The organism is Ignavibacteria bacterium (assembly GCA_013177855.1).
Lineage (GTDB): Bacteria > Bacteroidota > Ignavibacteria > Ch128b > Ch128b > Ch128b.
Window position 1 is genome coordinate 243,775 of the sequence record JABLYA010000001.1, and the last position, 17,591, is coordinate 261,365.

General features: G+C 31.1%; 21 protein-coding genes and 1 tRNA gene. 7 read left to right on the forward strand and 15 right to left on the reverse strand.

Annotated features, from left to right (window positions below):
* Positions 1-75: 75 nt before the first annotated feature.
* From HPY57_01070 to HPY57_01100, 7 genes are all read left to right on the forward strand, one after another.
* Entirely contained in the window at positions 76-480 is a 405-nt protein-coding gene (locus tag HPY57_01070; GenBank protein NPV10371.1) for a MerR family transcriptional regulator, read from the forward strand.
* Between the two features lie 7 nt (positions 481-487).
* A tRNA-Pro gene (locus tag HPY57_01075) sits at positions 488-562 on the forward strand.
* A gap of 27 nt (positions 563-589) precedes the next feature.
* Complete coding sequence (locus tag HPY57_01080; GenBank protein NPV10372.1) at positions 590-2,068, forward strand: amidophosphoribosyltransferase; 1,479 nt, start codon at positions 590-592, stop codon at positions 2,066-2,068.
* Positions 2,068-2,616 carry a CDP-alcohol phosphatidyltransferase family protein gene (locus HPY57_01085; protein ID NPV10373.1) on the forward strand — a complete coding sequence of 183 codons (549 nt, stop codon included), beginning with the start codon at positions 2,068-2,070 and terminating at the stop codon, positions 2,614-2,616. Before HPY57_01080 ends, HPY57_01085 begins: the two co-directional genes overlap by 1 nt.
* Positions 2,613-3,566 (forward strand): signal recognition particle-docking protein FtsY, encoded by a 954-nt coding sequence (ftsY, locus tag HPY57_01090; GenBank protein NPV10374.1) that lies wholly within the window; start codon positions 2,613-2,615, stop codon positions 3,564-3,566. Before HPY57_01085 ends, ftsY begins: the two co-directional genes overlap by 4 nt.
* 14 nt (positions 3,567-3,580) lie before the next feature.
* A complete protein-coding gene (locus HPY57_01095; protein ID NPV10375.1) occupies positions 3,581-4,507 on the forward strand; it encodes a diacylglycerol kinase family lipid kinase in 927 nt (308 codons plus the stop codon).
* Positions 4,488-4,694 carry a hypothetical protein gene (locus HPY57_01100; GenBank protein NPV10376.1) on the forward strand — a complete coding sequence of 69 codons (207 nt, stop codon included), beginning with the start codon at positions 4,488-4,490 and terminating at the stop codon, positions 4,692-4,694. Before HPY57_01095 ends, HPY57_01100 begins: the two co-directional genes overlap by 20 nt.
* Before the next feature lie 59 nt (positions 4,695-4,753).
* Here HPY57_01100 and HPY57_01105 read toward each other — a convergent pair whose 3' ends face one another.
* Genes HPY57_01105 through HPY57_01175 form a run of 15 tightly spaced genes read right to left on the reverse strand, consistent with a single transcriptional unit; the run spans position 4,754 to position 17,590 of the window.
* Positions 4,754-6,535 (reverse strand): chloride channel protein, encoded by a 1,782-nt coding sequence (locus HPY57_01105; protein ID NPV10377.1) that lies wholly within the window; start codon positions 6,533-6,535, stop codon positions 4,754-4,756.
* Complete coding sequence (locus HPY57_01110) at positions 6,513-7,358, reverse strand: 3-hydroxybutyryl-CoA dehydrogenase (protein NPV10378.1); 846 nt, start codon at positions 7,356-7,358, stop codon at positions 6,513-6,515. Before HPY57_01110 ends, HPY57_01105 begins: the two co-directional genes overlap by 23 nt.
* 21 nt (positions 7,359-7,379) lie before the next feature.
* A complete protein-coding gene (locus HPY57_01115) occupies positions 7,380-8,546 on the reverse strand; it encodes a thiolase family protein (protein NPV10379.1) in 1,167 nt (388 codons plus the stop codon).
* Positions 8,547-8,556: 10 nt separating this feature from the next.
* The gene (locus HPY57_01120) at positions 8,557-9,378 is read right to left on the reverse strand and encodes a hypothetical protein (GenBank protein NPV10380.1); all 822 of its coding nucleotides are present in this window, start codon (positions 9,376-9,378) and stop codon (positions 8,557-8,559) included.
* Positions 9,345-9,683: a hypothetical protein gene (locus HPY57_01125; GenBank protein ID NPV10381.1), complete on the reverse strand. Its 339-nt coding sequence runs from the start codon at positions 9,681-9,683 to the stop codon at positions 9,345-9,347. The genes HPY57_01120 and HPY57_01125 overlap by 34 nt, the downstream gene beginning before the upstream one ends.
* Before the next feature lie 2 nt (positions 9,684-9,685).
* Positions 9,686-9,916, reverse strand: a complete 231-nt coding sequence (locus tag HPY57_01130; protein NPV10382.1) for a DUF2795 domain-containing protein — start codon at positions 9,914-9,916, stop codon at positions 9,686-9,688.
* A gap of 27 nt (positions 9,917-9,943) precedes the next feature.
* The gene (locus HPY57_01135; protein NPV10383.1) at positions 9,944-10,801 is read right to left on the reverse strand and encodes a peptidoglycan DD-metalloendopeptidase family protein; all 858 of its coding nucleotides are present in this window, start codon (positions 10,799-10,801) and stop codon (positions 9,944-9,946) included.
* A gap of 39 nt (positions 10,802-10,840) precedes the next feature.
* Positions 10,841-11,845 carry an HPr kinase/phosphorylase gene (locus HPY57_01140; protein ID NPV10384.1) on the reverse strand — a complete coding sequence of 335 codons (1,005 nt, stop codon included), beginning with the start codon at positions 11,843-11,845 and terminating at the stop codon, positions 10,841-10,843.
* Entirely contained in the window at positions 11,842-12,162 is a 321-nt protein-coding gene (gene raiA / locus HPY57_01145; GenBank protein ID NPV10385.1) for a ribosome-associated translation inhibitor RaiA, read from the reverse strand. Before raiA ends, HPY57_01140 begins: the two co-directional genes overlap by 4 nt.
* A 14-nt stretch (positions 12,163-12,176) precedes the next feature.
* Positions 12,177-13,049 carry a tyrosine-type recombinase/integrase gene (locus tag HPY57_01150; GenBank protein NPV10386.1) on the reverse strand — a complete coding sequence of 291 codons (873 nt, stop codon included), beginning with the start codon at positions 13,047-13,049 and terminating at the stop codon, positions 12,177-12,179.
* Positions 13,046-15,358, reverse strand: a complete 2,313-nt coding sequence (topA, locus tag HPY57_01155) for a type I DNA topoisomerase (protein NPV10387.1) — start codon at positions 15,356-15,358, stop codon at positions 13,046-13,048. The genes HPY57_01150 and topA overlap by 4 nt, the downstream gene beginning before the upstream one ends.
* Positions 15,343-15,810, reverse strand: a complete 468-nt coding sequence (ybeY, locus tag HPY57_01160) for an rRNA maturation RNase YbeY (GenBank protein NPV10388.1) — start codon at positions 15,808-15,810, stop codon at positions 15,343-15,345. The genes topA and ybeY overlap by 16 nt, the downstream gene beginning before the upstream one ends.
* Positions 15,791-16,252, reverse strand: a complete 462-nt coding sequence (locus tag HPY57_01165) for a hypothetical protein (GenBank protein NPV10389.1) — start codon at positions 16,250-16,252, stop codon at positions 15,791-15,793. Before HPY57_01165 ends, ybeY begins: the two co-directional genes overlap by 20 nt.
* Positions 16,249-16,809 carry a gamma carbonic anhydrase family protein gene (locus HPY57_01170; protein NPV10390.1) on the reverse strand — a complete coding sequence of 187 codons (561 nt, stop codon included), beginning with the start codon at positions 16,807-16,809 and terminating at the stop codon, positions 16,249-16,251. Before HPY57_01170 ends, HPY57_01165 begins: the two co-directional genes overlap by 4 nt.
* Positions 16,781-17,590, reverse strand: a complete 810-nt coding sequence (locus tag HPY57_01175) for a DUF3108 domain-containing protein (protein ID NPV10391.1) — start codon at positions 17,588-17,590, stop codon at positions 16,781-16,783. The genes HPY57_01170 and HPY57_01175 overlap by 29 nt, the downstream gene beginning before the upstream one ends.
* Position 17,591 lies beyond the last annotated feature (1 nt).

A 17,591-nucleotide genomic window follows, 5' to 3' on the forward strand; every position in this document is an offset into this window, starting at 1 on the left:
TTAATAGTTTACTTTAGATGTCTTTATTATATCCTTCATATTTTTTATATTTGAATAGAAGTTGATTAAAACAAGATGAAAGATCTTTCAATTAAAAAACTATATTATTCGATTAGTGAAGTCAGTAAAATTACTGGTCTGGAGCAATATGTTTTAAGATACTGGGAAAATGAATTTGAACAGTTAAAACCGCAGAAGAATCGAGCAGGAAATCGTATTTATACGAATAAAGATATCCAGCTAATTTTATTCCTTAAAAAGTTATTGCGCGAAGAAAAATATACAATTGACGGAGCTAAGAAAGTTCTTCAAAATTATAACCCCAATGAGGAACTTAATTTAGAGAACTTAACAAAGGAAGAAGTATCTACTAATAAAAAAGAAGAGAGTGAAACAAAACCGAAGATTGATAATCAGACCTTATTAAAAGATTTGCATGATATTAAAGAACTTCTTCAAGACATTTACATTAAACTTTGAAAATGTTCGGAACGTGGCGCAGCCCGGCTAGCGCACCACTTTGGGGTAGTGGGGGTCGCGGGTTCAAATCCCGCCGTTCCGACAAATTTTTTAACTCACTTTTACCTCAATGAACAATCCAAATATCGATAAACCCGAAAGTAATTGCGGAATTTTTGGAATAGCAGGAACTCCTTCAGCTTCGCTTTTAACTTACTACGGATTAATTGCACAACAGCACCGCGGTCAAGAGGCTGCAGGAATAGTCAGCAATTCTCGTTCGAATGGGAAAACAATCTTTAAGCTAAAGAAAGGTAAAGGACTAGTTTCTGAAATTTTCAATGATGAAAAAATTTTTAATGAAGAACTCTGCGGAATTGCTGCAATTGGTCATAATAGATATTCGACATCAGGTTCCAATAGCTTAATTAATGTTCAGCCATTTATTGTAAAATATCGACAGGGTAATCTTGCAATTTCACATAATGGAAACTTAACGAATGCTCACATCCTGCGAAAACAATTGATCGATGAAGGAGCAATCTTTCAAACTACAAGTGATACTGAAATCATTCTTCATTTAATTTCAAGAAGCAGACGGGAAGAGCAAATTGATCAGATAATTGAAGCGTTGCAAAAAGTTTCAGGAGCTTTTTCTTTAGTGATTTTAACTGATGAGTTTCTGTATGCTTGCAGGGATACTTATGGTGTTAGACCGCTTAATCTTGGTATTGTTGGTAATTCTTTTGTCGTGGCTTCGGAAACTTGTGCGTTTGATTTAATTGATGCTAAATATATTCGTGAAATTGAAAGGGGAGAGGTACTTGCAATTAAAATCTACGATGATCATTCAGAAATTTTTGAAAGAAAATTTTTAGATAATATTCCAGAATACCCAAAGAAATGTATTTTTGAATTTATTTACTTTGCAAGACCTGACAGTGTAATTTTTAATGAAAATGTAGATAAAATTCGTCGAAACCTTGGTAAAAAATTAGCCGAAGAAAGTCCGGTCTTATCAACCAATGATAAAAAATTAGCGGTTTTAAGTGTACCAGATTCATCTAATACAATTGCAATTGGTTATAATAATCAACTTAGAAAGATGAATATTGAAAGCAAATTCGAAATAGGCTTAATTCGAAGCCATTATATTGGCAGAACATTTATCCAACCAGAAATTGATAAAAGAAAATTAGCTGCAAAGATGAAGTTTAATACTGTTAAGGGTGTTTTGCAAAATCGAAATATTGTTGTGGTGGATGACTCAATTGTAAGAGGTACAACCTCAAAGCAATTAATAAACTTGATAAAAGAAGCAAATCCTGCTCAAGTTCATTTTAGAGTTGCTTCACCGCCTATTACTCATCCATGTTTTTATGGAATGGATTTTCCAACAAAAGAAGAGTTAATTGCAAATCGGATGAATAACGATATCACCCAAATACAAAATGAACTGGGAGTTGATTCTTTGAAGTATCTTTCTTATGAAGGTTTAATTAATTGCACTCCTGAAAAAGACGATAGATTTTATTGCACTGCTTGTTTTACAGGTAGTTATCCAATACCGGTTGACCAGAATTTATCTAAAGAAATATATGAAGTGTGATGGAAAAAATTAATATCGAAGATTGGAAAAAATTACCAAACTTAATTAGTCTTTTCAGAATTATATTTATACCAATTATTATTATATTTTTCGAAAATTACACTGCATATCGATGGTACATTGTTTTCTGTCTAATCTTTTTTTCATTACTTGATAATCTTGACGGTTTTGTTGCCCGGAAATTAAATCAGATAACAGAATTAGGTAAAGTAATTGATCCGTTAGTTGACAAACTTTTTATGATTATCATAGCTTTAATGATGTTTAAAGTAAAATTGGTGCCGGATTGGTTTTTAATTTTAGTAATAGCTAGAGATTTAATCATAATGATTGCTGGTCTATTTTTCATAAAAAATTTAAGAAAAGTTCCACCATCAGATTTTATGGGAAAACTTACAGCAGGTGCAATTGGCTTTGTATTCCTAATAAGTTTATTAAATTTTCAAAAATTAAAACTTGTTTATGAAAGTATTCTTGGTATTAGTATTTTATTAATTATTTTAAGTTTAACTAACTACGGTATTAAACAATTCAAAAGAGCACAATGAAAAAATTATTTGAATCATTTGAAAAACTAAAACAGGGACTTGTCAAAACTAAAAACAATATTTTAAACAAATTCAATGATTTAATCGCAAGTAATAAACCACTCAACGAGGAAACACTTGAAAACTTACGTGAAATACTACTTTTATCTGATGTCGGATATGATGTGACGGAAATGTTAATAAATAATTTAAAAGAAAAAACAAAACGAAATCAAATACAAAATACATCCGAAATTTTTGAAATTGTCAAATCAAATTTAATAGATATTTTTAATAAAGCTAAAAATAGACAGAATTCCATTAACTATGAAGAATTTCTGCTTGAAGATCAAATTAGGCCTAAAACAATCATTGTAGTTGGCGTAAACGGAACAGGTAAGACAACCTCAATTGGTAAGATTGCCTATAACTTTAGACAAAATAATTATAAAGTTTTGATAGCTGCTGCCGATACATTTCGAGCAGCTGCAAATGAACAACTTTCTATCTGGGCAAATCGTGCATCGGTCGAGATAATTGAAAATAAAAACACACGAGATCCTGGTGCAATCGTTTATGAAGCATTAGATAAAGCATTAAAAAACAATATAGATCTTTTACTTATTGATACTGCTGGAAGATTACATACTAAAACGGATTTAATGAATGAACTGAATAAAATAATTCGTGTAATTCAAAAAAAATTAAATCGAGATGTTGATGAGGTTTTACTTGTTATTGACGCAACAATGGGTCAAAATGTAGTAGCTCAAATCGAGAACTTTTTGAAATATGTTCCAGTTACTGGATTAATCTTAACTAAATTGGATGGAACTGCAAAAGGGGGAGTTATATTTCAAATTGTAAATAAATTCAAAATACCAGTAAAATTTGTTGGTGTTGGTGAGGGTATAGAAGATCTGCAACCTTTCAACAGCACTAATTTTGTTAACGCAATTTTCGAAAATTAATCAGGAACTAAATAATGAAATATTTATTTGTTGCTAATCCAATGGCCGGAAAAGGTAGAACAAGAAAATTGATTGAAAAAATTAAAAGATTTCTGATCTCTAAAAATATTGATTTTGAACTACTTGAAACTACAGGTCCAAATTCTATCAACGAAATTATAAAAAACACTACCCAAAACTTTGATCGTGTGATCGTTATTGGTGGTGACGGTACAATTCACGAATTAGTTAATTCAGAACAAATATTTAATAAAGTTCTTGGCGTGCTCCCAACTGGATCGGGAAATGATTTTGCTTTAACTCTAGGTTTAAGAAAAAACCTTTATCGAAATCTTGAAATAATTCTTGATGAAAAAACGTTAGAAATAGATATCGGTTACGCTGAGATTACTGAATTCTCCGGTAATAAATTTTCTTTCCTTTTTGCAAATAGCCTTGGGATTGGTTTTGATGCTGAAGTAGCTGCTCGTGCCAAAGAAATTAAATTTGTTAGAGGACTTATTTTATACTTGATAAGTGTTTTTATAACTTTAGTTAAATATAAATTTAGAAATTTAATAGTTCAATCCAATTCACTTAAATTATCTGAACCAATTTTTATGATTTCGATTGGAAATGGAAAAACTGCAGGTGGTGGATTTAAGTTAACTCCATCAGCTAGTCCTGTTGATGGTGAGTTAGATATTTGTGTTGTAAAAAAAATAAGCAAGCTAAAAGTTTTAAGAATTCTTCCATTAGCGATTTTTGGTAAACATATTACAAATCCTTCTGTTTACTATTTTAGGTCAAAAGAAATTTCTATAACTTCTGATTTACCCATTTATGTTCATGCAGATGGTGAAATTCGATCTAATGATATGAAGTCAATAAAAATAGTGTTGTTAAATAGACAAGCTAAATTTTTAAGAGATGGAATAAGTTATGTTAATGAAACGACCTGAACATAAGCGTTTTGACTACATTCCAAGATATTATGAGCCCGAAAAAGATAAATCTCAAAAATTAAAAGATCGTATTGAGATAGCAAGAAAGTCTTATCTTTATAAAAAGAAGAATAATCGTCTAATTATTTATTTTTTAATAATAATTCTAATTATTTATCTAGCAATTAAGTTTGGTTTGTTATAAAAAAAGAGTAAAATTAGTTTACATAATAGATATTATTTGACATTTATATTTTCAAATTATTAAATAAAAATGTCCTTTGTAATCTCTTGTTCGTGAGTACTAAGAAATACAAGTAAGTTTTCTACTTTTATTATTCCCAATAATTTATTACCTGTCAAACTGACAACCGGCAATTCATCCAATTTGTTTTCAATCATTAAAATGAACGCATCATAAAGAGTTTTATCAACCGTAATCTTAAACTTCACTTCTTTAAAGATATCTTTAGCTAATAAAATATTACTTAATAATTTATCCTCTCTGATTGCTATACGAATATCTTTCTCATTAATTTTGCCTTTCAAGCTATTATGATCAGAAACAACATAAATTTGATCAGCATCAGTCTCTAAAAATTTTTCAATTACCTTATTTATTTTTTCAGTCTCAACTATTGTAATTGGATCTTCCAGCTTAATATTGCTTAAAGTGTAATTCATTAAAATATTTAAAGATTTAGATTTATCAATTTTAATTCCTTGTGATTTTAAATGGTAAATATTAATCGAAGTTTTATAATAAATCTGCACCAAAATATTACTTGTTATAACTGCTAGCATCAAGGGTAAAATCATTGTATAATCACGAGAAATTTCAAAAATCAAAAGCATTGCTGTAATTGGTATAGAATGTATTCCTGCAAGAAAAGCCCCCATAGATGACAGTACAACCGCTGAATATGCAGACTGAATTTCAAGTATTGGATTAATTATATGAAAAATAAAAGAACCCATAAAAGCCCCTAAAAATAAAGCTGGCGCAAATAGACCACCAAATGCTCCAGAATTATAAATAATTCCTATGAAAATGAATTTTAATAAAAATACAATAATTAAGTAAATAGCTGTAAATTGAGAAATAAACAATTTATTGATCGAATTATATCCAATTCCAAAAATCTCTGGAAAATACAGTGAAGTAAATCCAAAAATTAATCCAATTATTCCCATTATTAAATACTTTTGATTTGAGAATCTTAGGAATAATCTGTTGAAAAGCACTTTCAAAACTTCTTGGTATTTTAAAAAAACAATTGAGAATAATCCACTTATAATTCCAATTAATATAAAAATATATAAAGAAGCATAATTTGCAAATTTTATAGCGGGAATTATTAATATCGGAAGATCTCCAAGAAAAGCTCTCGTTATTGCAGTTGAACTCACCGATGCAACAATGATCACAGACAAATATGTTGTATAAATGTCATTTAGTAAAATCAATTCAATACTGAAAAAGACACCTGCTAAAGGTGCATTGAATATTGAAGAAATCGCAGCCGATGCTCCAGCAACTGTAAAAATTTTTACTTTTTCATCGTGTATTTTTATTAATCTAGCTAAATTACTGGAAATGCCACTTCCAATTTGTGCTGCAGGTCCTTCCGGTCCTAAGGTCAATCCAGTAGATAAACTTAGACCAGAACCTAAAAAATTTATTAAAGTATCTTTGAGTTTTATATTCCCCTTTTGATATAATATAGAAACAATAATATCCGTTACACTTCGACGTTTAAAATCTTTAGGGAAAAATTTATATAATAATCCCTGAAGAAGCATTCCTAAAAACGGAACAAAAACTATTAACGGTAGAAATGAGAAAAAAGAACTAATGCTAAAAATTAAAGTATTTAATCGCTCAATGAAATAATGAAAAGAAATCGATACAAAACCAACTACAATTCCAATTACAGCTGCACTGACCAATAAAAACGAATAATTAGTCAATGCAGCTGATCTAAATTTAGCTAATTTATCTTTAATATTTTGTCGAATACTTTCAATACTTGAAGAATCCTTCACCAGTTTTTCGACCTAGTTTATTTGCTGCAACCATCTTCTTTAATAATGGACAAGGTCTATACTTAGGATCATTAAATCCTTCATACAAAACTTCCATAATGGCTAAGCAAACATCAAGACCAATAAAATCAGCCAGAGTAAGAGGTCCCATTGGATGATTCATCCCTAATTTCATTACTGTATCTATATTCTCTGGTGTAGCTACACCTTCATAAACACAATATATAGCTTCATTTATCATTGGCATTAAAACTCGATTTGAAACAAATCCAGGATAATCATTTACTTCTGCCGGTACCTTTTCAATCTTCAAGGTAAGATCTTTAATAGTTTCAAAAGTTTCATTTGAAGTCAGATACCCTCGAATAATTTCAACTAATTTCATAACAGGCACTGGATTCATAAAGTGCATACCGATAAATTTACCAGGTCTATTTGTTAGATTTGCCAATTTTGTTATTGGAATAGATGAAGTGTTTGATGCTAATATTGTATGTTCACTTAATTTAGATTCTATTGCTTGAAACACCTTCTTTTTAATTTCAAAATTTTCATTTACAGCTTCTACAACTAAATCAATCTGATGATTAAGATTCTCAACTCCAATAATTGGTTGGATATTGTTTAAAGTCAATTGTTTTGCATCCTCTGTGATGGTTCCTTTCTTAATCATACGATCAAGATTATTCGCAATTGTTGAAAGGGCTTTATCTAAAAGTTCTTTTGAGATATCAATTAAAAAAACTTTAAAGCCATATTGAGCAAAAACATGAGCAATACCATTGCCCATTGTTCCAGAACCAATAACTGCAATATTTTTAATTTCCATTTTGACTTCCTCCTTTTAATTGATATTTTCAACAATAAGGGAAACAGCTTCACCTCCACCAATACACAAAGAAACTAAACCATATCTGGAATTTCTTCGCTTCATTTCATAGATCAAGGTTGTTAATAATCTGGCACCTGATGCACCGATGGGATGTCCAAGCGCTACTGCTCCACCATTAACATTTACTTTCTCATGTGGAATACCTAATTCTTTCATAACTGCTATTGTAACCATAGAAAACGCTTCGTTAATTTCAAACAAATCAATATCTGTTATGGTTAACTTTGCTTTTTCCAAAGATTTTTTTATAGCTCCGATGGGGGCTAAAGCAAATTTTTGTGGATTCATTGCAAAAGCTGCTTGTGAAATTATTTTTACCAATGGTTTAAGATTATATCTTTTTATTGTGTCTTCGTCAGCAACTAATGTAATTGCTGCTCCATCATTCAGTTTTGAAGCATTAGCAGCTGTTATTGTTCCATCCTTCTCAAATACAGGTTTCAATGAAGGAATCTTTTCAAATTTTACTTTTTTCGGTTCTTCATCTTCAGAAACTATTTTATCTTTTACTGAGATGGGTAAAATTTCATCATTAAATAATCCTTTTTCTTGAGCTGCAAGAGCGCGCTTATAACTTTCGATTGCAAAACTATCCTGTTCCTCTCTTGTGATATTCTTTTCTTTTGCAACTTGCTCGGAACAATTACCCATATGAAGATTACTATAAACATCAATTAATCCATCGTAAAGCATTGAATCATACAAACTTTGGTTACCAAATTTAATTCCCTCTCTAATTCCTTTTAGAAGAAACGGTGCATTAGACATGCTTTCCATTCCACCAGCAAGAATTAACGATGCATCACCACATTTAATTGCTTGCTCAGCAAGCATTACAGCTTTTAATCCAGAACCACATACTTTATTAATAGTCATACACTCTACAGATTCTGGTAATTCACCAAATAAAGCTGCCTGACGCGCTGGAGCTTGTCCAATACCAGCACTCAAAACATTTCCTATGATTACTTCATTAATTTCCTCTCCTTTTAATCCATTTCTTTCAACTACTTTTTTAATTAACTCAGCTGCTAATTTGGGAGCTGGAATTGATGATAGAGTACCGAGAAAAGAACCTATTGGTGTTCTCAAGGCATCACAAATAAATACTTCCTTCATTTTTGACCTCTTATTTTTTTTGAAATGAGTTTTTTATGAGAAGAATTAATCTGATAAAAATTAAAGTGGAATTAATATAATTCTCTAAATAATTCTGAGCCAATGTCAAGAACTCAATAACTTTCTTGAAGTTACTGTCATCTATTACATTAGCTAATTTGATGAGGTTTTGATCTCTATTTTCTTCAGAAATCTTTGTTTTAAGAACCAGATAACAGAAACGCAATAATTTCTGTGTAAATTGAATACTTTCTTTTCGATCTGAAATTATATTAAATTCATCAAGGTAATTTAGTGCTTTATAGTAATTTGATAGGTATATCATTCTAAAGAAATCAATAAAACTAAATTGTTTATCTTCAGAGAAATTCTCTGATATTTCGTTGAAATCTGAAGTACTTAATTCAGATAATTCCTCAATAATTTCTGCTAAATTCTCGCCATCAAATTTAGAAATAGCATAGTCTATAATTTTTTCAGAAAGTTTGTCTCCAAACTTTTTCACCAAATAATCATTAACATCGTTATCCTGTAGAGGAACAAAATTAACTATCCAGCATCGAGATTTTATAGTTGGAAGAATGGGTTCAAGAGTATGAGTTTCAAGAATAAATAAAATATCCTGGCGTGGTTCTTCGAGGAGTTTTAATAAAGCATTTTGTGATTCTATATTTAATTTTTCTGCTTCTGAAATTATTACAACTCTCTTATTTATCTCAGGTGTGGAAATGGCAAGAGCTTCCTTTAAATCCCGAATTTGATCAATAGTAATTTCGTTAGCTTTTGGAAATCTTAATTTTAGGTAAGGATTAACTTTTTTTTTTCTAAGAATGAGTTGACTTTATTTAAGGCTTTACTTTTTTCAGTCTGAGAAGTTGGCAAAGAAAAAATCAAATAGACATCAGGAGATAAAAAATTGTAAATACTTTTGCATCTCTCACATTCGCCACAAGGGTCAAATTTATTTTTTTTACAATTTATTGATTGTGCGAAAGCAAAAGCATGAGCTTCTTTACCAATGCCTTTTTGACCAAAAAAAATTATGGCTGGAGGGTAATGTTTACGTGAAAATATTTTTTGAAGTGCCTGTCTGGCCCTCTCCTGAATAATTAAATTTTCCCATAAATTATAAGACATTTTTAATATTCTTCTTCTTCTTCATCTGAGTAGAAGAAATCTTCATTTGTTGGGAAGTCGGGCCAGATATCCTCTATCCCTTCGTACATCTCATCTGAATCTTCAAGTTCTTCTAAATTTTCTATAACTTCTCTTGGAGCTCCGATACGATTAGCATAGTCAATAAGTTCAGCTTTAGTTGCTGGCCATGGAGCGTCCAACAGATAAGATGCTAATTCGAGTGTCCAAATCATATTACTTAACCCCCATCTTTATTTGACTTATTTCAAGAAATAGTAAACAGGATTCTGTTTTTCTCCATTAAAAGAAACTTCGTAATGTAAATGAGGACCTGTTGATAAACCCGTACTTCCACATTCTCCAATTTTTTGAAATCTTACAACTTTTTGACCTTCTCGAACATTTGCTTTTGATAAATGTCCATAAGTAGTCTCATATCCAAATCCGTGGTCTATTACTACGCACAAACCTAATCCTCCGTTCCAGCCTACGAATTTAACCACACCTGCGCCTGTTGCATAAACCGGGGTTCCGTATAATCCATTAATATCAAGTCCTTCATGCATTTTCCATCTTTTTAAAATTGGATGTATTCGCATTCCAAATCCATGATCGGAAAAAACTCCATCCATAGGTACAATAGCAGGAATACGTTTAGCTAAATCTTCCTTTTCACTAAATGTTTGAACAAGTTTTTCAAATTTTTCCTGCTGGAATTTAATCTTTTGAAGAAGCTGGTCTGTTTCAAATTTTAATGTGCCTAAATTATTTAAATTTCCATTAATACGATTTTTAAGATCATTGTTTTCTGAGCCACCAATTCCGTATTCAAAATCTAAATCTAACCCTGATGCAAGTAAAAGCTTTCTTTCAGTTTCATTAATTTTAGCTAAAGTGCCTTGAATCTCATTTAATTTAGCTGTTAATTCCGTAATGGTATTTTTTAATTTTCTATTTTCATTGATTATGGAAGATGAAGAATTATGAATTAAAAGACTTAAAATGGTTGCAATTAACCCTACGACTAATATAATTAGCCCCGCAATAAAAGTAGTAACCTGAGCTTTATTAAACTCTCTTATTTTTGAGGATTTATTAAAATGAATTATAATTCTCATTTGTGCCGCAAAAATAAAGAAACACTTTCAGATTGTCAATTATTCAAAGTCATGTTCGAAATAATCGATTATTCTCTCAGATTTATTTTTAATTCCTTGCTCTAATCTATTTTTCATATCTACAGCAGCGTCATAACCATAATGTTTCAATAAATAGTTTAATGCAATTATCTCTGCAATTACTGTTACATTTTTTCCAGGGAAAATTGGAAGTATAACAGTTGGTATATTGACACCAAGAATATTTGTTGTTATTTGATCTAAACCTGTACGTGTATATTCCTTTGAAGAATCCCATTCTTCCAGGACCACTAAAACTTCAATTCGTTTTTGATATCTAATTGCTCTGACACCGAAAATCTTTTCAACATTGATTAAACCAAGCCCCCGAATCTCCATAAAATGTTTCATTAATTTTGAGCCTGTACCCATTAATACTCCTTCACCTTTCCGGGTTGCAAAAACAACGTCGTCGGCTACAAGTCGGTGACCTCTTTCAACAAGATCTAGAGCAATTTCGCTCTTTCCAATTCCAGATCTTCCTACGAAAAGAAGTCCTATCCCATAGACATCTACAAATGATCCGTGAATTGTGACTTGGGGCGCAAATTGATCATCCAAAAAATCACTTAAGAAATAGACAACTTTAGTCGTTGGTAAATTTGAATTGAAAACAGAAATTTTTTTCTCTTTAGCAAGATTTAGAAATAATTCATCTGGTACATGGTTATTTGAAAAAACAATGCAAGGTATATCATATTCAAAAAATTTTCTTAATGCTTCTTCTCTTTTTTTATCACTAAGAGAATGCAGAAATCTAATTTCAGTGTTTCCAAAAATCTGAACACGCGTGTAACTGAATAATTCAAGAAACCCAGCTAAAGCTAATCCAGGTCGATGAATGCTTCTATCCCTTATTTTTTTAGAGAAGCCATCGTTTTCGGCAATTAAATTTAAGCCGAATAAACGATGGCAGTTCTCATAGAAAAAACCTACATCAATGGATTCTTTTTGATACTCGACTAAATTTTTTAGATAGTTCATTTCTTCGATCTTACTGCCCTCTTCTTTTCTATGACTTTGGTTTTGAGTTTGGTAAGCTGACGTTCAAGTTTATTTACAGCAAGATCAATTGATTTTTTAAAATCATCAGTTGATTCTTTGGCTAGGATACTATTGCCATTTAAATGAAGAACAACCTCCGCTGTTTTTACACTATCATGAGCTCGTTGATAACTTAAGATTACATCTGCTTTATGGATATTGTCGTTAAACTTTTCAAGTCTTTTTACCTCTTTAATGGCATAATCTTTAAGTGATTCATGAGCTTTAAATCTTCTTGCTGTAACTTGAACGTTCATGGTTTCCTCCATAATTAAGATTTTGGATGTGTTTTTTTATAAATGTTTTTGAGATGTTCAATGCTAACATGAGCATAGATGGAAGTCGTTTCAAGGCTTTCATGTCCCAGCAACTCTTTGATTGTTCTAATATCCGCTCCCCTGTTAAGGAGGTGAGTTGCAAAAGTATGACGAATTAGATGTGGATAAACTTTCCCATCTTCTGAAATTTCAGAAAGATATTTTTTTACCACTCTTTCAATGTATTTCGGATATAATTTTCCTCCCTTTTTTGTTTGAAATAAATAATCTTTATTATCTCGGTTGAGTCCAATTTCATAAAAGATGTTTTTCAAATTTTCTGTAAGTGGAATTAATCTGACTTTATTTCCTTTGCCTTTTACTTTTATAAAATTGTTTTCAAAATCAATGTCTGACTTTTTGAGATTACAAATTTCGCTAACACGCATTCCGGTTGAATAAAGTGTCTCAATTATTACATAATCCTGGAAAACTTCTTCATTGTTTTGTAGAACATTTAATGTAAAGTTCAGGTTATCTTCATCAAGATATTTAACAGTATATTTTCCAAATTTTGGATTTTGGATACCTTCCATTGGATTAAAATCAACTAAATCATTGAATAAGAGGAAATTATAAAATGATCTCACAGCGCTAAGGTGTCGGCTTACTGAACGAGGGCTCAAATTCTTTTCAGAGAGATAAATCATAAATCTTTGTATTGTTCTCTTTGATATATTGTTGATTTCGAAGATCTTATTTTCAAACAAAAATGAAAGAAAATTATTTAAGTCTTTCTGATATGAAACTAATGTATTTTCTGAAAATTTTCTATAGCTTCTAGAATATTCGATAAATTTTTTTATGTATTTTTCTACTTCGTTCAATTTGAATTCTCTAATTCTTCGGTATAATCACAAGAATTACATTTTAATTTTTCTTTTTTACCAGTTTTTACAATTACAAGTAAATCATTATTGCAGTTCGGACAAATTTTATCTGTTGGCTTATTCCAGCTTACATAATCGCAATCAGGATATCTTGAGCAACCGTAAAATATTCTTCGTTTTTTGGTGAATCGTGGAGTGATTTCACCTTCTTTACATTTAGGGCACTTGATACCGAGTGTTATTGGTCTTGTATAATCACAATCTGGATATTTTGAACAACCAATGAATTTACCATACCTTGAGTTTCTATAAACGAGAGGATTTCCACATTTCGGACATTTTTCATCAAGATGTTCCAGAGTTTCAGATTTATCGTCTTTAGAAAAATCCTTTAATGATTTAACATTTTTACAGGTAGGATAATTAGTGCAAGCAAGAAATCTTCCAAAACGTCCAACTTTAATTTCCATATCTGCACCGCACAAGTCACACTTTGGCTTTTCAATCTTTTTTTCTACTTCGTCGAGTATATTCTTGAATGGAACATAGAAATCAGTCAGAACATTTTCGTATTTGTTAGTTCCCTCTGCAATTTCATCGAGTTCTTCTTCCATTTGAGCAGTGAAGTTTACATTAAAAATATGGTCAAAGTTTTGTACCAAAAGTTGATTAACTTTTTTACCTAATTCAGTTGGTATCAATTTTCTGTCTTCTTGCACTACATATTCTCTATCATACAGAGTACTAATTATACTTGCGTAAGTACTTGGTCTTCCAATTCCGAGGTTATCAAGTTCTTTGACAAGTGAGCTTTCAGTATATCTTGCAGGCGGTTTTGTAAAATGTTGATTTTTCTTTAATTCAATTACATTCATTAATTGACCTTCAGCTAAACCCTGAGGAATTCGATTTTCATTCTCATTAATATCTTCATCAATTTGATTCTCTTCTCCATTTTCGTCATAAACAGCAAGGTAACCTTTGAATAACATTGTTGACCCCGTAGAACGAAATACGAAATCACCGCCTGTGATATCTAAAGAGACTTGCTCGAATTGAGCTGGTTTCATCTGAGACGCAATAAATCTATTCCAGATTAGTTCATAAAGTTTGTACAACTCTTTTGGTAAATATTTCTTCACATATTCAGGAGTATACTTCAAATTCGTTGGTCGGATTGCTTCGTGTGCATCCTGAACATTTTGTTTCTTACTTTGATAAATTCTTGGTGATTCTGGCAAGTAATCATTTCCATAAGTTTTGGCGATAAATTCTCGAGCAGAGGCAATTGCTTCCTCACTCACTCTGACGGAGTCAGTTCTCATATAAGTAATTAATCCAACAATTTCATCTTTCCCTAATTCAACGCCTTCATAAAGTTTCTGAGCATATTGCATTGTTTGTCTTGGTCTGAAATATAATTTTCTTGATGCCTCTTGCTGTAATGTACTGGTTGTGAATGGTGGAGCTGGATTTCTGTTAACAATTTTCTTTTCAATTCTCGTGATCTTGAAATTTTCGTTTTTACATCTTTCAATTAACTCCGAAGCTGACTGTTCATTTGGTATATAAAAGTATTTTTCGAAAAATTCCTTTTTCGCTTCTTCATCCTGGAATTTTTCTTCTGGTATTTTATAAGTTTTGCCTTCAAAAGAAAATAATTTGCTCTGTAATTTTGCCCCACTTTCAGTCTGGAAGATACCTACAATAGACCAGTATTCAAGAGGGACAAAATTTTGTATCTCTTCTTCTCTTTCACAGATCAATCTGAGTGCGACAGATTGTACTCTTCCTGCTGAAAGTGCACTGTCTCCTGAAGACTCAATTAAGTGAAGTGTATTCCATAGAATGGGGCTGATTTTGTAACCAATAATTCTATCCATCACTCTTCTTGCTCTTTGAGAGGCAACAAGATTATAATCAATCGATCTTGGATTTTGCATTCCTTCTTTCACACCTTTTTCGGTGATTTCGTGAAAGAGAACACGGTAAACTTCTTTATCACCATTCTTAATCGACTCATAAATATCTTGAGCTATTGCCTCCCCTTCACGATCGGGATCAGTTGCGATGAAAATCTTTTCAGATTCTTTTGCGAGCGATTTTATTTTTTTGAGAATGTCTGTTTTACCTTTGATGCTTATAATTTTTGGTTTGAAACCATTTTCAATATCTACACCTAAAGAGGATTTTGGTAAATCTTTAATGTGACCAACTGTTGCTTCTACAATGTAGTCTTTTCCAAGATACTTTTTTATTGTCTTTGCTTTAGAAGGAGACTCAACAAGCACTACATATTTTGCCATTTATCATTCACCTTAAATTTTTTTATAAACTGCAGCTTTTCGATAGAATTTAAAATATGATTTTCTGCTTTCCTCATTTTAATTTTTTCTGATCTGGAATAATCATTCAATCCAATTGAATGTAAAATTCCGTGAGAAATCAGCCTTAAAATTTCATCTTCAAAAGTTGAATTATATTTTTTCGAATTTTCAAAAGCTCGTTCAAATGAAATATAAATTTCCGTTGAAATTGGATCGTCAGAAAATTTAAAGGTTAAAATGTCAGTATAATAATTATGATTTAGATGTCTTTTGTTCATCTCGAGTAATTGTTCATCATTTACAAAATTGATAGCTACTTGCTCAAATTTATTACTAACGAGATTCAAAACTTGATTAATCACTTTCTTTAAATTTTTTTTATCGATTAAAAAATTTTTATCAGAAAAAATTTCAATCTTTGGTTTTCTCATTCTGATTTTCTTTTAAGATATCTTCCGCAAGTGATAAAGCAATACTTGAAAGCATTACTTCAGGACCGAGCTTAGTGAAATCTCCAGATAAAATGCTTCGATCGACATTTGCATATAATGAGCATCCGCCTTCTTTTTCAATTGTCAATCCCGAAACTTTTCCATCAAATTCAGAAATGAATGTAACTTCTTCGAGCAAATCGCTAATCACATAACCTGTGCAAAAATGCAATTGAAGATGTGTAATTGGTCCATAGACAGAAATCAATGAACCTTTATTCTTGCCCATTTCGAGTTCAGGATAAATTTCAACAAATAAAGAAAGTTTTCTCTCTTCGTTCTTTACTTCAAGCCTGAAGTGATTTTGATATTCTTTGAATTCAGCACCGAGTGCTTTAGAAATTTTTTCAATCTCTTGTTTAGTGAATTTAAATGAGTTCATAATGTTTCTTTGCTCAATGAATTTTTCATCTGATTAGCATACTCAACATAATTTAAAGCTGACTGATGTATTTGAGAGATCTCATTATCAGTAAGCTGTCGAATAATCTTAGCTGGAACTCCTGCCACCAAAGAGCCAGACGGAATTTTTGAGTTTGGAGTTACAACTGCACCAGCGGCAACAATACAATTCTCAGAAATCTCCGCACCGTCAAGAACAACCGAATTCATTCCAATTAATACATTATCTTTAATCGTACAGGCATGAATAACAGCATTATGACCGATTGTTACATAATTTCCAATTATTGCAGGAAGCTCTTTTGTTACATGAACAAGACATAAATCCTGAATGTTGGTATATTCACCTACTTCGATAAAATTTATATCTCCTCGTAAAACTGAATTGAACCAAACATTGGAATAAGCTTTCAATCTTACATCGCCAATCAATTTAACTCCTGGAGCTACAAAAACATTTTCACCCAATTTTGGTAATTTCCCATTAAAATTGTAATGGATTAAATTCTCAAGATCTTTTTGGAGGTTTCCAGCCATCTCTTTTCCAACTTTTTAGTTCAACATTAATATTCCCAATTATGACTTTTAGAGATGCTTTTACAGGTATACAAGCATCATCATTTGTGAAATAACCTTCATAATTTCCAGTTAATCCAAAAATTCCTGTGTAACCTAAAACACCATCGAGCCTTACACAATCGATTTCATAATCTACCGCATCAATTTTGACTGGATAAGTTTCTTTGTAAAAATTAATTCTGGTTGTAGTAAGATTTTCTCTGAAAAAAGTCAAAATATTATACGAACCTTGTTGACGCGCAAATCCACGAGCGTAATAATAAATTGACAGACCATCTTGAGTAGGACCAGGAATTTTAATTGTATCATGAAAATGTACCTGCCATCCTTCACGAAAACCTCTTTGAGCGACAACATAACCTTTCCTATAATCGAAGTCATATTTTGTAAACGTCCAGCCGTATGAATGTTTATCAAGGGCAAAGAAAAATTCAGAATAAAATTTATCAGTTACATGGCTCGTATAAACACTATGTAAATCTACAAAAGGAAGTCCTTCATAAGAATCAATATTAGCTCGTGTTTCGTAAATTGTTCTTCCATCTTTATTATACTTCCTCAAAATTTTCAGTTTTATCTCACCAATTGGGATAAAAGTGTATCTTACAACATAAGTCAATTCTTCTCCAACTTGAAGAGCTGAAGGATTAATTGGATCAGTATTTTTAACTTTATCACCTATTTGTGCAAAGATATAGATTGAAGTAAAAACAAAGATTAAAACTAAAAGTTTCTTCATG

What these genes read in the sequence shown, in the direction of transcription:
- HPY57_01125 (NPV10381.1), bottom strand. Translation starts at nt 9,683, where the DNA reads ATGTCTTATAATTTATGGGAAAATTTAATTATTCAGGAGAGGGCCAGA.
- raiA (NPV10385.1), bottom strand. Translation starts at nt 12,162, where the DNA reads ATGAACGTTCAAGTTACAGCAAGAAGATTTAAAGCTCATGAATCACTT.
- HPY57_01165 (NPV10389.1), bottom strand. Translation starts at nt 16,252, where the DNA reads ATGAACTCATTTAAATTCACTAAACAAGAGATTGAAAAAATTTCTAAA.
- HPY57_01175 (NPV10391.1), bottom strand. Translation starts at nt 17,590, where the DNA reads ATGAAGAAACTTTTAGTTTTAATCTTTGTTTTTACTTCAATCTATATC.
- HPY57_01170 (NPV10390.1), bottom strand. Translation starts at nt 16,809, where the DNA reads ATGGCTGGAAACCTCCAAAAAGATCTTGAGAATTTAATCCATTACAAT.
- HPY57_01135 (NPV10383.1), bottom strand. Translation starts at nt 10,801, where the DNA reads ATGAGAATTATAATTCATTTTAATAAATCCTCAAAAATAAGAGAGTTT.
- topA (NPV10387.1), bottom strand. Translation starts at nt 15,358, where the DNA reads ATGGCAAAATATGTAGTGCTTGTTGAGTCTCCTTCTAAAGCAAAGACA.
- ftsY (NPV10374.1), top strand. Translation starts at nt 2,613, where the DNA reads ATGAAAAAATTATTTGAATCATTTGAAAAACTAAAACAGGGACTTGTC.
- HPY57_01080 (NPV10372.1), top strand. Translation starts at nt 590, where the DNA reads ATGAACAATCCAAATATCGATAAACCCGAAAGTAATTGCGGAATTTTT.
- HPY57_01100 (NPV10376.1), top strand. Translation starts at nt 4,488, where the DNA reads ATGTTAATGAAACGACCTGAACATAAGCGTTTTGACTACATTCCAAGA.
- HPY57_01130 (NPV10382.1), bottom strand. Translation starts at nt 9,916, where the DNA reads ATGATTTGGACACTCGAATTAGCATCTTATCTGTTGGACGCTCCATGG.
- ybeY (NPV10388.1), bottom strand. Translation starts at nt 15,810, where the DNA reads ATGAGAAAACCAAAGATTGAAATTTTTTCTGATAAAAATTTTTTAATC.
- HPY57_01095 (NPV10375.1), top strand. Translation starts at nt 3,581, where the DNA reads ATGAAATATTTATTTGTTGCTAATCCAATGGCCGGAAAAGGTAGAACA.
- HPY57_01140 (NPV10384.1), bottom strand. Translation starts at nt 11,845, where the DNA reads ATGAACTATCTAAAAAATTTAGTCGAGTATCAAAAAGAATCCATTGAT.
- HPY57_01115 (NPV10379.1), bottom strand. Translation starts at nt 8,546, where the DNA reads ATGAAGGAAGTATTTATTTGTGATGCCTTGAGAACACCAATAGGTTCT.
- HPY57_01085 (NPV10373.1), top strand. Translation starts at nt 2,068, where the DNA reads ATGGAAAAAATTAATATCGAAGATTGGAAAAAATTACCAAACTTAATT.
- HPY57_01070 (NPV10371.1), top strand. Translation starts at nt 76, where the DNA reads ATGAAAGATCTTTCAATTAAAAAACTATATTATTCGATTAGTGAAGTC.